Annotated in this window: 13 protein-coding genes; 6 read left to right on the top strand and 7 right to left on the bottom strand. The window is 53.9% G+C overall.

Going from position 1 to position 13,327, the window contains the following annotated elements; genetic code table 11:
* Positions 1-34 precede the first annotated feature (34 nt).
* From ACZ51B_RS14985 to secA, 3 genes are all read left to right on the top strand, one after another.
* Positions 35-286 (top strand): hypothetical protein, encoded by a 252-nt coding sequence (locus ACZ51B_RS14985; protein ID WP_464294144.1) that lies wholly within the window; start codon positions 35-37, stop codon positions 284-286.
* Between the two features lie 74 nt (positions 287-360).
* On the top strand, positions 361-732 hold the full coding sequence (locus ACZ51B_RS14980; protein WP_464294143.1) for a hypothetical protein: 372 nt from the start codon (positions 361-363) through the stop codon (positions 730-732).
* 120 nt (positions 733-852) lie between these two features.
* Positions 853-3,879 carry a preprotein translocase subunit SecA gene (gene secA, locus ACZ51B_RS14975; RefSeq protein ID WP_464294142.1) on the top strand — a complete coding sequence of 1,009 codons (3,027 nt, stop codon included), beginning with the start codon at positions 853-855 and terminating at the stop codon, positions 3,877-3,879.
* Positions 3,880-4,199: 320 nt separating this feature from the next.
* On the opposite strand, the gene ACZ51B_RS14970 is transcribed toward secA, so the two are convergent.
* From ACZ51B_RS14970 to ACZ51B_RS14960, 3 genes are read right to left on the bottom strand one after another with little or no spacing between them, the layout of a single operon-like run.
* Positions 4,200-4,973 (bottom strand): MOSC domain-containing protein, encoded by a 774-nt coding sequence (locus ACZ51B_RS14970; protein WP_464294141.1) that lies wholly within the window; start codon positions 4,971-4,973, stop codon positions 4,200-4,202.
* A 17-nt stretch (positions 4,974-4,990) separates the two neighbouring features.
* Positions 4,991-5,899: an NADP-dependent oxidoreductase gene (locus tag ACZ51B_RS14965; protein WP_464294140.1), complete on the bottom strand. Its 909-nt coding sequence runs from the start codon at positions 5,897-5,899 to the stop codon at positions 4,991-4,993.
* Positions 5,896-6,504 carry a flavodoxin family protein gene (locus tag ACZ51B_RS14960; RefSeq protein ID WP_464294139.1) on the bottom strand — a complete coding sequence of 203 codons (609 nt, stop codon included), beginning with the start codon at positions 6,502-6,504 and terminating at the stop codon, positions 5,896-5,898. The genes ACZ51B_RS14965 and ACZ51B_RS14960 overlap by 4 nt, the downstream gene beginning before the upstream one ends.
* 123 nt (positions 6,505-6,627) lie before the next feature.
* Here ACZ51B_RS14960 and ACZ51B_RS14955 point away from each other — a divergent pair, with 123 nt between their 5' ends.
* Positions 6,628-7,005: a winged helix-turn-helix transcriptional regulator gene (locus ACZ51B_RS14955; protein ID WP_464294138.1), complete on the top strand. Its 378-nt coding sequence runs from the start codon at positions 6,628-6,630 to the stop codon at positions 7,003-7,005.
* On the opposite strand, the gene ACZ51B_RS14950 is transcribed toward ACZ51B_RS14955, so the two are convergent.
* From ACZ51B_RS14950 to ftsE, 3 genes are read right to left on the bottom strand one after another with little or no spacing between them, the layout of a single operon-like run.
* Positions 6,991-8,145: a murein hydrolase activator EnvC family protein gene (locus tag ACZ51B_RS14950; protein ID WP_464294137.1), complete on the bottom strand. Its 1,155-nt coding sequence runs from the start codon at positions 8,143-8,145 to the stop codon at positions 6,991-6,993. The two genes, ACZ51B_RS14955 and ACZ51B_RS14950, sit on opposite strands and share 15 nt — an antisense overlap.
* Positions 8,142-9,020, bottom strand: a complete 879-nt coding sequence (locus tag ACZ51B_RS14945; protein WP_464294136.1) for a cell division protein FtsX — start codon at positions 9,018-9,020, stop codon at positions 8,142-8,144. The genes ACZ51B_RS14950 and ACZ51B_RS14945 overlap by 4 nt, the downstream gene beginning before the upstream one ends.
* Entirely contained in the window at positions 9,013-9,702 is a 690-nt protein-coding gene (gene ftsE / locus ACZ51B_RS14940; RefSeq protein ID WP_464294135.1) for a cell division ATP-binding protein FtsE, read from the bottom strand. Before ftsE ends, ACZ51B_RS14945 begins: the two co-directional genes overlap by 8 nt.
* Before the next feature lie 122 nt (positions 9,703-9,824).
* On the opposite strand from ftsE, the gene mntR reads away from it, so the two are divergent.
* Entirely contained in the window at positions 9,825-10,220 is a 396-nt protein-coding gene (gene mntR, locus ACZ51B_RS14935; RefSeq protein ID WP_464294134.1) for a manganese-binding transcriptional regulator MntR, read from the top strand.
* A 16-nt stretch (positions 10,221-10,236) separates the two neighbouring features.
* On the opposite strand, the gene ACZ51B_RS14930 is transcribed toward mntR, so the two are convergent.
* Positions 10,237-10,584: a helix-turn-helix domain-containing protein gene (locus tag ACZ51B_RS14930; protein WP_464294133.1), complete on the bottom strand. Its 348-nt coding sequence runs from the start codon at positions 10,582-10,584 to the stop codon at positions 10,237-10,239.
* 145 nt (positions 10,585-10,729) lie between these two features.
* Here ACZ51B_RS14930 and ACZ51B_RS14925 point away from each other — a divergent pair, with 145 nt between their 5' ends.
* Entirely contained in the window at positions 10,730-13,306 is a 2,577-nt protein-coding gene (locus ACZ51B_RS14925) for a glutaminase family protein (RefSeq protein ID WP_464294132.1), read from the top strand.
* The last annotated feature ends 21 nt before the right edge of the window (positions 13,307-13,327 follow it).

Here is a 13,327-nt window from a genome sequence, read left to right as displayed (position 1 = left end):
AGGTTTGCTCGTATTTTTGGGCGGCATAGGACTGATGCTTCTCGTGTTTAAACTTGCCTATGAAATGTTTACAGTGCCACCGGATCAGGCACTGGGCATTGCGAAGGGCAAGGCGATTGATATTGCTCAGGCTGGTAACTCACTGACTTCGATTGGTGTTCGGATTATTTTGCTAATCGTGATGGGCATTGTGGGATCGATGGTGGCGAATCGTGGGATTTCGCTGTATGGGTTCTGCCGTGGCATAAAGACTGCTACCAAACAACCCGTCGAAACTCCAAGTTAACGTTTTTGCGGTCCCAGTTCGGGAATGTTCGGGTTGCCTCAAAACGTCTATAATGGTGTAAAGATCGTCGAACCATGCTTCCTTTGATTCCTGCAATCATAGTGCTCCTGCTGTTAGGGCCTTCCAATTCGGAACGGCTTGCTCGACAGGGCCTGTTGCCAGGGGCGGTTCAGGCGATTCACCAGCAGCTTGCATCTCCTAATCAAGAGGTTACGGACGAAGAGTCTCAGTCGGTTTTGGCTTCTCTGCTTGCCAGGACGAATCACCAAGACATTTCCGAAGCACTTTTGATGCTGTTGGTCGGTCCAAAGACTGCCAACCAAGCCAGCAAGACACCCGAATTTGATTCTGACGCTGAGTTACTTTCTCAGCAACCCCATTCACACCCATCAATTGCGATACAGGATGGGTTCCAAGACTGTCGGCGATCTCGCGACGGACCTTAGTTAACGAACCCTCACTCAGGTGATTTCCTCTGACCTACGATGCGCGTCGGGTTGGGCGTTTTGCCTGTGGATCGTTAACACCTACTCGCGCCATGCAGGTGCAATGCCTGTTCCGTCAACATGATTCAACTACTTAGAAAGCTATTCGACACCAGTAAGAAAGACGTTGATAACGTCCTGCCCATCATCAACAAGATCAACGGTCTTGAGTCTCAGTTCTCCGATTTGAGCGAAGAGCAGCTTCGCGAAAAGGCTTTGAGCTATAAGGAGCGCGCGCGGAGCGGCGAATCGCTCGATTCGCTTTTGCCTGAAGTGTTTGCGGTTGTCCGAGAAGTGAGCAAGCGCAAGTTGGGCATGCGGCACTTTGATGTGCAGTTGATTGGTGGCGCGGTTCTTCACCAGGGTCGCATTGCTGAAATGAAAACCGGTGAAGGTAAGACGCTCGTTGCGGTTGCTCCACTGGTTCTCAATGCGCTTACGGGTAAGGGCGCACACCTTGTTACGGTTAACGACTACCTTGCACGACGTGACGCTGTTTGGATGGGTCCGATTTATGACTTCATGGGCTTGAGCGTTGGAATTATCCAGGGCCAGTCTCAGGAAAGCGATGAGTTGGGTGGGTCTTACATTTATACTCCTGGCGCCTATCACGAGGATCCTCGATATGCGAACTTGGTGCCTTGCTCGCGACGGGATGCTTACGGATGCGACATCACTTACGGCACGAACCACGAGTTTGGATTTGACTATCTTCGCGACAACATGTCGTTCTCCGAAGAAGAGTTGGTGATGCGCGAGCTGAACTACGCGATGATCGACGAAGTCGACTCGATCCTTATTGATGAAGCTCGAACTCCTCACATCATTTCGGGCCCTTCGCATGAGGATGTCAGCGTTTACAAAGAGGTCGATAAGGTGGTTAGCCAGCTAAAGCCTGAGCTTCACTTCACTGCCGACAAGAAGAACCACTCCGCGAGCATGACTGAGGAAGGCATGGACTACGTGGAAGAGTTGATGGGCATTGACAACATTGCTGCTGACCCACGACTGTTCCACCACGTGAACGCTTCCGTTAAGGCTTATGCCTTGTTCGACCGGGATATTGACTACATCGTTCAGAAGGGCGAGGTTGTTATTATCGACGAGAATACGGGTCGTGCGATGTATGGCCGACGTTATGGCGACGGACTGCACCAGGCGCTTGAGGCTAAGGAAAAGGTTGAAGTTCAGCGCGAGAGCCAGACGGTTGCGACGATTACCTTCCAGAACCTGTTCCGACTTTACAGCACGCTGGCTGGTATGACCGGTACGGCTAAGACTGAGGAAGACGAGTTCCGAAAGATTTACGGTCTGGACGTTGTGAGCATTCCGACTCACCGACCGACGGCTCGTGTGGACCAGCCTGACGTTATTTATAAGACCATTGAAGCGAAGTTCCGCGGTATTGCTTGGGAGATCCTTCGGGTTCACACCAAGCAGCAGCCAGTTTTGGTTGGAACGCGGTCGGTTGATATGTCGGAGCAGGTTTCTGCTCGGCTGCACTCGGACGTTCTTCGCCGGCTGATCATTACACAGCGGTTGAAGGAGCGACTTGAGGTCAAGAAGGACATCAAGGGCGAGATGCGGGACGAGGCCAAGCGGCTTTATGAGACAGATCTGACTGAGATCAACGCTCAGGCGCTTGCTACTTTGTTGGCGAAGATTGACATGACCGGTGATGTCACGAAGGGCGACTGGCTGGACTGGTGTCTTGAGCAGTGGAATCTTCCTGCCGAGAACAAGATCTATTTGGAAGAGGCTCTTCTTCACGGCATTCCTCATAGTGTCTTGAACGCGAAGTTCCACGAGCGAGAGGCGTTGATTATTGCTGAGGCTGGACGAAAGGGCCAGGTCACGATCGCTACCAACATGGCGGGTCGTGGTGTGGACATTCTGCTTGGCGGTCGCGTTGAGGATGATGTGGTTCGCCAGTCGCGTGGTCAGGAGACTGACGGTTCGCAAGGCGAGGATGCTTCGGATTACCGACGTGGTGGATCGAAGCAGCGTGCGGTTCCACCTTTGCCTTTGGACGACCAGGAGCGAAGAACGCTTGCTGAAGAGGTCCGGGCTCTGGGTGGTTTGTTCATCTTGGGTACGGAGCGACATGAGAGCCGACGAATTGACAACCAGCTACGTGGTCGTGCCGGACGACAGGGTGACCCTGGTGAAAGCCGGTTCTATGTGGCGCTTGAGGATCATCTCTGGAAGATCTTTAACGCGAACATGATGGAGAACCCTGCCCTCAAGATGTGGCCGCCGATGGAAGAGGTTACGGCTGGATTCCTTAGCCGCATGATCTTGAAGACTCAGGAGCGGATTGAGAACCACTTCTTCGAGGCTAGAAAGAACGTTCTTGAGTACGACGACGTTTTGAACGCTCAGCGTGAGCACATCTACGGTCTTCGCCGAGAGATTCTTCTTGGTAAGGATGTTCGGACTGAGCTTCGAACTTACATTGAGGACATGATTGGCGAGTTGGTGAACAACGCTTGGATGTTGGAAGAGGACGGAACCCGGGTTTATGACTACTCCGTTCTGTTTGAAGACGCCAATGAGCTGTTCCCGCTGATTGACTACGCGACGATTTCTGACCTTGAGAAGTTTGAGCCAGGTAGCCAGCTTGTTCAGTATCTCCAGGATATTGCGATCCAGGAATACGACGCGAAGATTGAGCGCACGGGTGAGGTGATCAAGCGGCTGGAGCAGTATGTTCTGCTTAAGGCGATCAATGATCGCTGGATGGAGCACTTGCAGACCATCGACTACATCCGCGAGGGCATTGGCTTGCGTGGATATGGTCAAGTCGATCCTTTGGTTGCTTACAAGCGCGAAACTTACGATACGTTCCAGCACACGCTGAAGAACATTCGTGATGATGCTGCGAAGATGTTCTTCCACTTGAATGTTCAGCCAGAGGACTACGAGACGATGCTTCATGGGGATCTTGAGGATCTCGCTCTTGAAGATGGTTCTGATCATAGCGGTCCTGTTGATCTGGACAAGATTGATTGGAAGAAGGTTGGACGAAACGAGGACTGCCCTTGCGGCAGCGGCAAGAAGTTTAAGGCTTGCCACTATAACGACCTTCGCGCTCAAGGCGTTATCTGATAACCCATTCTCCTTCTTGTGTGAAACAACGCAAGAAGGAGAGGCCCTTCGGGTGCTTCAGTTCAGTCGAACTGTATGTTCATGGCCGAGGCTTGTTCACGGAGCCTCATTGCCTTGCATCCGACATGGGTTTCCCCCGGTCCAGAATCGGGGGACTTTCTACTATTTATTGCTACCGCAATCGCAATAAATGAGTGGCCCTTTTTGGTGTGAAGTACAGTCAAAAGTTGTGAGGGTTCAAAACGGATTGCTCTCCCCTATTCCGTGGAGAGCCCTTGTGCTGTCGGCCTCCGGATGTTAATGCCGGGGGCTTTTTTTCGTTAGATGGCTTCGATGGGATCGCCGACTGCGATCTTGCCTTCGTTGTCTGGAATGCAGTTCATTCCAAACATGATTTTTTGATCGATGACGCGATAGGTGGCCAGGGTGTGGAGGGGTTCTACGCCTCGTTCTCCGGTGTTCTGGTCGACTGTCGTCATCACGCAGCGCGAGCAGAGCTTTGGGGTTCTCATTTTTACGGAACCGATGAATATGTTTCTCCAAGTGTCTTCTTCGAAGGCGGGGCAATCATCGACTACGACGTTTGGTCGGAATCGCGCCATTGGGACTGGCTGGGGGAGCTTTGCGTTGAGATCGTCCAGGGATGCTTGGCTGATCGCCAGGACTGGGTAGCCGTCGGCGAAGCTGACTTGGTCGCCTTCTAGTCCGCAGGCTCGCATTGAGGAGTCTGGCATGGCGGCGAGTCTGCAGTAGGTTCCGAGGGCTTCGGAGAGCCATTTGTCGGCAACAGGGGTTCCGAAGTTCGCGTCTACGATAGAGTTCCACACTCGGACTTTCTCGGATTGGCCTTCGAAGGTGGTGGGGACTTCTATGGAGCCGAGTCCGTCTGCGGTTAGGCGGAGTTGGTCGTTGTGTAACTCCGTGTGGATGAGCGCCATTTCGGGGTGCTCTCGTTGGGTGATGAAGTGTCCGGAGGGATCGACAACCATCCAGCGTCGGTCAAAGCGAAAGCCGCGCCGTTCCACTTCGACTTCCGTTAGGGCGATCCCTTTGAGGGACTTCACGGGGTAGATGTGGAGCGACGCGACTTTCATAGTCCCATTGAACCTTGTTAGCTGACGCGGACGACTAGTTTGCCGATGCTTCTTCCGCCTTGGCTCTCTTTTTGAAGTTCTATGGCCTTCTCGAAGGGAACGACGGTGTCGATTACCGGCTTGAGTTGGAGGTCGTTTATGAGTCCTACAAGGGTGTCGAGATACTCGCGGGTGGGCTGCATTGCCATGGAGATGAGGGTTTTTCCTTCGGCTTCACCTTGTCCCCCTGTGAGTGTGACTACGATTCCGCCGGGCTTGAGCACCGACAGGGATTTCTGAGTGGTTTCGCCTCCGATGGTATCGAGCACGAAGTCGATGTCTGAGAGAACCGTTGAGAAGTCGGTGGTGTGGTAGTCGATGACTTCATCTGCACCGAGTTCTGTGACGAAGTGCTGGTTCCTTGCCGATGTGGTTCCGATGACGTGGGCGCCTTTCCACTTGGCGAGCTGGACTGCAAAGGAACCTACTCCGCCCGAGGCTGCGTGGATAAGGACCTTTTGGCCGGGCTGAACGTTTCCTTTTACGAAGAGTGCTTCCCAGGCGGTCATTCCACCTACTGGGACGCCCGCTGCGTCGGCGAGGTCCATGGTTGCTGGCTTGAGGCCGATGGTGGCGGCGGTTGCAGTGGTGTACTCTGCGCAGCTGCCGGAGTTGGCGAGGCCGTAGACTTCGTCACCGATGTTGAAATCGTTAACACCTGCGCCTAGCTTAGTTACTGTGCCCGAGAATTCCGTGGATACGATCGCTGGGAAGGAGACTGGCATGAAGGCTTTCATGTAGCCTTCGCGGAGTTTCCAGTCGAGTGGATTGACTCCTGAGCCGGCTACTTTGATCTGTACTTCGCCTTCGGCAGGGTCTGGGATGGGGACTTCCTCGTATTTTAAGACTTCAGGTCCGCCGTATTCGTGATATCTGAGTGCTCTCATTTGCTTCCTTTGTTCCAGCGAACTGCTGCTTCGGCGATTCTTTGACCGTAGTGCTCTCCAGTCTTGAGGTCTTGCTCGGGTGGTGCCACATCGGCTCCTTCGTCTGCGTTGGCTTGTGCTCCGACGCCTAGGAAGAACCCAGTTCGGTTGAGATCGGTGATGCTCGCTTTACTGCTATTGTAGCCAGGGTGGAGTCCGAGGGGGATCCAGTTCATGCCGTGTTGGGCGGCGAGGATGGCCATTTGGATGAGGGTGGAAAGTTTGTCTCCCGAATATGAGCCAGAAGCGGTGAAACCACCGGCGAGCTTGTCCTTCCAGGCGAGTGTGAACCAAGGCTTGCTGGTTTTGTCTTGGAAAGCTTTGAAGCCAGCTGACGCGCTACCCATGTAGGTTGGAGCGCCGAAGATGATGGCATCTGAAGCTTGGAGCACGGCCCAGCCATCTTCAAATCCTTCGTAGGCTTCATCGACATGATCGACGTTGAGGACGTAGACTTGGACGCCTTCCACTGTGCGAGCTCCTCGGGCTACGGCCTCGGCTAGGGATGCTGTGTGGCCGTAGCCGCTATGATAGGCAATGGTGACAATCGCTTTTTGTTCCGACATTGTTTCTTTATCCTCTGATAAGACGCACAGCGCCTACTCTGGTTAGAGTTATGGGCTTAAAACGACCCATCCGTCAAGTACACACTAAAAAGTTTTATACCCACTTAATGGTAAGATAGATGTATGGCTGCCATCGCCGCTGATGTACGCAAACGTGCTTGTCCTTCGCAGAAACTCCTTGCTTTGATTGCCGATAAGTGGAGTGCTTTGGTGATTTCAGTGCTTTCCGATCGGACCGTTCGGTATCTCCAGTTGCAGCGCGAGATTGATGGCATCTCCCAGAAGATGCTGACCCAGACTTTGCAGAATCTGGAGCGCCATGGGTTGGTACATCGTCAGGTTTATGCTGTGGTTCCTCCACGCGTTGAGTACAGTTTGACTCCGTTGGGGCAAGACCTTCATGGATACCTTGCTTCGCTTTGTGAGTGGTGCGAGTCGCATGCTCAGGAAGTTGAGGCGGCTCGCATCGACTATGATGCGCGCAACTCAGAGCTTTCCTAGTGGGTTGACAGCGTGACCGTGGACGTGAACCTCGAAGTGGAGGTGAGGTCCGGTTGCTAGGCCCGTGTTTCCTACTGCACCGATGCGTTGGCCGCGTGCGACACGTTGACCTCCTGAGCAGCCGAAGCTGGATAGGTGGGCGTAGACCGTTTGGATTCCTCCGCCGTGGTCGATGATCACGACGTTTCCGAAGCCTCGCATGTAGGAGGTTGAGATCACGACCCCTTCCGCTGCAGCGTGGACGGATGCTCCGTAGTGTGCTCCGAAGTCGATACCGGCATGGATTCGGGATTTGTGGAGGATGGGGTGGTAGCGCATCCCGAAGCCGCTGGTGATGGGTGCGTTCACGGGCTTGGAGAATCTTCCAGAGAACATTTGGGGGACGTATTTGCCGCCGGGTCTGCTTCGGGTGAAGGCAGCGATTTGGGCGGCGATGTCTCGCTCGTCCTCTTCGAACTGGTTGAGCATCTTTTGGAGCTGACCTTGTTTGTCCCGGAGGTTTTCTAGGACTTCCCCTTTCTCTTGTCGGACTTCTTTGAGATCGTTTTCTTGGGCTCGTTGGCTGGAAGCTAGTTCGGCTACTCGGCGCACGAGATGGTCTTGTTCGGCTTTCTTTTGTCGGACCTGCTTCTCAAGGTTCTGAAATTCGGTGAAGAGCTGACGGTCTTTGCGGGTGATGGCCTCCATGAGGACTTTTCGGGAAGCTAATTCGCCGACGCTTTGGGTTCCGACGAGGGCGGAGATGTAGTTTCCTTGCCCTTTCATGTAGAGTCGCTTGAGGCGGGCTCGGACCTGCTTGCGGGTGTCGTCTAGTTTTTTGGTGGCGGTTGTGAGTTCTGCCGCGAGTGTTTTTTGGCGTTCTTTGCCGGATGAGAGTTTTTCCGTTGTGTCTTCCAGCCTGTGTTGGACCGAGGTGAGCTTTTGGTCTACCGCGTGGAGGTCTGTACTGACGGCTCGGACCTTCTTTTTGGTCTCGTGGATTTCGGCTCGGAGTTGGTTCTTTTTCTTGCGGACCGTTGCGAGTTGGCCCTGGAGTTGGCCTTTGCTCTTGTTTGACCTCTTGTGCTTCTTGTGGTGAGTCTGTGCGGGGCACGTGGACACCAGGATGGAGCAGGCGAGGATGAACGGTAGGTATCTCATCGGAAGTTTAGTTGGGCTCGGGTGAGGCCAATGAATGAGCAGAGCAGGCCGTATCCACCTCCCACGAGTGCCAGGAGGAGGGAGGCTTGGCCGATGGGGAAGGCGGCGATGTGGAAATCTGGGTTGATCTGCAGCAGTTTGCTTTGTAGGACGCGCTGGGACGCTAGCAGCATTGTTGCAGCGAGTAGGCCGCCTAGTGTTCCTTGGATGAACCCTTCGATGAGAAATGGGACTCGGACCACGAGGCGGGAGGCACCTACGAGTTGCATGATTCGGATCTCCATCCGCCGGGAGAGCACGGTGAGCTGGATGGCGTTGTAGATGAGGACACCTGCGGTGACGAACAATAGGCCGCCTAGGACTGAGCCGAGCCATCTTAGCGCTTGGAGGAGCTGTTCGATGAGGTGCTGCTCGTCGCTGAGGTAGCTGACTCCTTCTTCGGGGGAGACCGTGTTTAGAGCGCGGACCTTTGCGGCGATGGCATCGCCTAGCTTGAGGTCTTTGATGGTCACTTTGAAGGCGTCGGGGTACGGGTTTTCGATGCCTGTGGTGAGAGCTGGGTTTTCGCGTTTTTCCTTTTCCCAGGCTTTGTCTCGTGGGATCCAGCTGACTTCGCCGACTCCGGGGAGTGCTCGGATGTCGAAGGCGGTCTGCTTGATCTCGTTGAAGGTGGTTCCTTCTTTGAGGAAGACGCGCATCTCGAACTTGCCGGGGAGGGTGTTGGCGTAGTCGGTTGCCCTGGCGTACACGTAGACCATTCCACCGAGTAAGTAGAGCGAGACTGCGACCGTGCTGATGGCGGCGAACGTCATGAAGCCGTTGCGGCGCAGGGCGATCATGGCTTCGCCCAGGATGAAGCTTAGGCGATCAAGCAAGGGTGCCCTCCTCGTCGGAAGAGACTCGTCCGTCTTCCATGGTGACGATTCGTTGCGCCATTCGGTGGATCACCATCATGTCGTGACTGGCTACTAAAACGGTGGTGCCCTTTTGATTGAGCTTCTTTAGGAGCTCCATGATCTCCCAGGAGTGTTCGGGGTCGAGGTTTCCTGTGGGTTCATCGGCGATGAGGAGGGGCGGATTGTTGATGAGTGCGCGGGCGATGGCGACTCGTTGTTGCTCTCCTCCGGATAGCTGATTTGGGAAGGCGTCGGCTCGATGTCCGATGTTGACTTGATCGAGGATATCGGGGACTCGTTTGCGGACTTCGCGTTTGGTGTGGCCAACTGCGCGCATGGCGTAGGCGACGTTTTCCCAGACTCGCTTGCGTTGTAGGAGGGCGAAGTCTTGGGGGACGATGCCCATTTCGCGGCGGAGCCCGGCGACTTCTCCTTCTCGGATTTTACTGATGTCGCGGCCGTGTAGGAAGACAGAGCCGTAGGTTGGCTTGACTTCGCGCGTCACTAGCTTTATCAGTGTGCTTTTGCCTGCGCCGGTTCTGCCGATGAAGAATACGAAGGCACCTTTTTCGATTCTTAGACTGACTCCGTTAAGACCGCTCACATGACCGGGGTATTCGACCTTAACATCTGCGAATTCAATATAAGGAGAGGTAGACATGTGAGGGTTGAGACTGTGCAAATTGCAGAGTTTTTGCAGCGGGTTGTAAAGTATGGAACGGTTCGAGGTGTAATAAGCGTCCCATTAAGTCGTTCTAGTGCTTAATAATCTGCAGAAAGGCCATGACAAACCGCTTTCAGCGAACACGTGACGATCACAGTCGAGAGATCGCGGAGGATTACCTGGAGTTGATCGACTCCTTGATCCAAGAGAAGGGCGAGGCCAGGGCTGTGGATTTGGCTGAGAGGCTGGGTATTAGCCATGTATCCGTGTCTAAGACAGTGCAGCGATTGCAGCGCGATGGGTTTGTGACTTGCCAGCCTTATCGAAGCATTTTCCTTACTGATTTAGGCAAGCAGGTGGCTGCTTCTGCGCGTGAGCGGCATCATCTGGTTTACGATTTTCTGCTGGCGATCGGGGTTAAAGCTGAGGCTGCCGAGATCGATACTGAGGGGATTGAGCATCATGTGAGCGATGAGACGCTTGCTTGCATGAAGCGGTTTCTTGCTAAACCCTAAAGTTGTAGAAACCCTATCACTGGTTAGCGAAGACCAACACTATTAGGAAGAAGACAAAGGCAACGAAGACCATAAATGGAAAGAGTAGGTCTTTGGAGCTTTCTTTTTCGGGAGGATCGCTTACTTCGATGCGGATTGGAGCAACGGACATTGGAGCCATCACAGGCTGTCTGCGCTCCTCGTCTCGCATCTTTCCTACTAAGCGCCGGACTACTTCGGGGCTTGTGCCTATCAGGTCAGCGAGATCTGAGTAGGTGATATTTTCTGCGTACTCTTCGCGGCGCTCGCGAAGGGCATCGGCGAGGCGCAGTACTGCTAGAGCTTCCTGCTGGGTTAAGACATCTTCTTGGTGACACTCGTTCAACCTTCCAATTATAAACACCTTAGTTGCAATGTTTGTTTACATTCCAATTGCGTAATGCACTCTTATTACTGACTGGTTCGGGTGGTAACACTCTTGAAAGCGATCCTTGCCCTCGAGGGAGAGGCACGGAGTTGCTCAACGGGTAATGATGAGACTTAGAAATGTTAGAAGATGGGTGGGCGGCCTTGTGATAGCTGCGCCGATGGTGGTTCATGCTCAAGGTGGAGCTGGTGCGGATTTTCGGCCTCCGGCTGTGCCGCTTATCACGAGTGATCCGTACTTGAGCATTTGGTCGGGGGCGGATAAGTTGACGGATGACGTAACGCGCCACTGGACTCATCGGCCTCACTCGCTCTTGAGCCTTATCCGGGTGGATGGGAAGGCGTACCGGTTGATGGGGCGGTCTCCTTCTACTGTGCCTCCTATGCCTCAGGTTGGGCTGACTGTTACGCCTACTCGGAGCATCTACCGGTTTGCGAATAAGCAGGTTCAGGTGGAGCTTACGTTTATGACACCTGCGCTTCCGGACAACTTGGATGTGCTGAGCAGACCCGTTACCTATTTGACTTGGAAGGTTCGGTCTGTTGATGGCGCTGGACATAAGGTGAGCGTGTTTGACAGCACGAGTTCTCATGTCGCGATTGAGAGCACGAGTGAGCCTGTTGTTTGGAAGCGAGAGAAGTTTGGACCGCTGACGGCGCTTAAGGCTGGGTCGCTTTCGCAGACGATTTTGAGGCCTGCTGGCGATGATGCTCGGATCAACTGGGGTTATGTGTATGCGGTGGCTTCTTCGAAGTCGAAGTCGGCGATGGGTGCTGAGTCGGCTTTGAGCAGTGCGTTTGCAAAGACGGGAAAGCTGCCACTTGCTGATGATAAGAATCAGCCTCGCAAGGCGAGCGTGAACGAGCCTACTCTAGCGTTCTCGTTTGACCTTGGGACGGTTGGCTACAAGCCGGTGAGTACCCATATGATGGTGGGATATGACGAGATCTATTCCATTGAATACTTTGGGCAGCGTTTGCGGCCGTATTGGCGGCGGAACGGGGCGACACCTGCGGATCTATTTAAGACGGCTGAGAAAGAGTATTCCAAGCTGATTGGGAAGTGTGAGCAGTTTGATCGCGCCCTTATGGTTGATGCGGCGAAGGTTGGCGGAACTCAGTATGCGAAGATTCTTGCATTGAGCTATCGCGAGTGTCTCGCTGGAAATGGGATCGCGGCGGACAGTCAGAAGAAGCCTTTGATGTTCACTAAGGAGAACACGAGTAACGGGGACATTGCGACGGTGGATGTGATCTTCCCGATGGCTCCTATTTTTGTTCTTCTGAACCCGACGTTGATGAAGGCGTCATTGGTTTCCAATTTTGACTATGCGGCGTCCCCACGGTGGAAGTTCCCGAATGCGCCGCACGACTTGGGGACTTATCCTCAGGTGTTTGGTCGTGATGATGGCGGTGAGGGGATGCCGGTGGAAGAGAGCGGCAACATGATCATCCTGGTGGATGCGATTGCCCATGCCGAGGGGAATACCAAGTTTGCCAACGCGTATTGGCCTCAGCTGACCCAGTGGGCGAAGTACCTGACCAAGTATGGGCTAGACCCTGAGAATCAGCTTTGCACAGACGACTTTATGGGGCACTTGGCTCACAATGCCAATTTGTCGGTGAAGGCGATTCTGGCTCTCGCGGCTTATGGGGACCTTTGCAAGATGCGGGGGGATGCCAAGGGTGCGAAGAAGTATTTGGACTTAGCTCGTGCGGATGCTCGTCACTGGCAGAAGGTTGCCGACGCGGGAGATCGCTCGCTGTTGGCGTTTGATAAGCCGAACACTTGGAGTCAGAAGTACAACCTGGTTTGGGACAAGATTCTCGGTCTGAATGTGTTCCCAGCCGCAACAGCCAAGCGTGAGATTGCCTTTTACAAGACGGTGATGCAGCCTTATGGTTTGCCTCTGGACTCTCGCACCAAGCTGACCAAGACAGATTGGACGTTCTGGTGTGCGGCGATGACGGATAAGAAGGCTGACTTTGAGTTCTTCACCGCTCCGATCTACAAGTATTTGAACGAGACGACCACCCGTGACGCTATTGCGGACTCGTATGTGACCAACGATGTGAAGAGCGGGGGGATGCACGCTCGGCCTGTTGTGGGCGGGTTCTTTATTCAGATGCTCACGGATAAGGCGATGTGGAAGAAGTGGGCTCGGAAAGACACTCTGAATATCAATAAGTGGGCGCCGATGCCGAAGGCTCCTGTCATCAAAGAGATTGTGCCTACGGCGCTTACGAAAGCGATTGATTGGCACTATTCGTTGAGTAGGCCGAGCTCGGATTGGGTGAAGCCAGGGTTTGATGACAGTTCTTGGTCGGTTGGAAAGGCTGGATTTGGGACTGCGGATACGCCTGGTGCGAAGGTTGGAACTGAGTGGAAGTCTTCGGATATTTGGATCCGGCGTACTTTGACTTTGCCGAACACGGATCTTTCGAACCTCAAGTTGCTGGTTTATCACGACGAGGACGTGCAGGTTTACGTGAATGGGGTGTTGGCGCTTTCGGAGGCGGGATATGTTACGCAGTATCAGCCTTACGATATTGCGCCGGCGGCTCGTAAGTTCTTGAAGCCTGGCGCGAAGATCACGCTTTGCGTGCATTGCCATCAGACCGAGGGTGGTCAGGCTGTGGACGCTGGGTTTGCGAAGGTGTTTCAGCCGCGAGGAAACTGAGACACAAAAAAGCCTCCCCAC

Source organism: Fimbriimonas sp. LA-C6, from assembly GCF_055398105.1.
This window is presented reverse-complemented; position numbering and strand designations above follow the sequence as displayed.

What these genes read in the sequence shown, in the direction of transcription:
- ACZ51B_RS14985 (WP_464294144.1), top strand. Translation starts at nt 35, where the DNA reads ATGCTTCTCGTGTTTAAACTTGCCTATGAAATGTTTACAGTGCCACCG.
- ACZ51B_RS14980 (WP_464294143.1), top strand. Translation starts at nt 361, where the DNA reads ATGCTTCCTTTGATTCCTGCAATCATAGTGCTCCTGCTGTTAGGGCCT.
- secA (WP_464294142.1), top strand. Translation starts at nt 853, where the DNA reads ATGATTCAACTACTTAGAAAGCTATTCGACACCAGTAAGAAAGACGTT.
- ACZ51B_RS14970 (WP_464294141.1), bottom strand. Translation starts at nt 4,973, where the DNA reads ATGAAAGTCGCGTCGCTCCACATCTACCCCGTGAAGTCCCTCAAAGGG.
- ACZ51B_RS14965 (WP_464294140.1), bottom strand. Translation starts at nt 5,899, where the DNA reads ATGAGAGCACTCAGATATCACGAATACGGCGGACCTGAAGTCTTAAAA.
- ACZ51B_RS14960 (WP_464294139.1), bottom strand. Translation starts at nt 6,504, where the DNA reads ATGTCGGAACAAAAAGCGATTGTCACCATTGCCTATCATAGCGGCTAC.
- ACZ51B_RS14955 (WP_464294138.1), top strand. Translation starts at nt 6,628, where the DNA reads ATGGCTGCCATCGCCGCTGATGTACGCAAACGTGCTTGTCCTTCGCAG.
- ACZ51B_RS14950 (WP_464294137.1), bottom strand. Translation starts at nt 8,145, where the DNA reads ATGAGATACCTACCGTTCATCCTCGCCTGCTCCATCCTGGTGTCCACG.
- ftsE (WP_464294135.1), bottom strand. Translation starts at nt 9,702, where the DNA reads ATGTCTACCTCTCCTTATATTGAATTCGCAGATGTTAAGGTCGAATAC.
- mntR (WP_464294134.1), top strand. Translation starts at nt 9,825, where the DNA reads ATGACAAACCGCTTTCAGCGAACACGTGACGATCACAGTCGAGAGATC.
- ACZ51B_RS14925 (WP_464294132.1), top strand. Translation starts at nt 10,730, where the DNA reads ATGATGAGACTTAGAAATGTTAGAAGATGGGTGGGCGGCCTTGTGATA.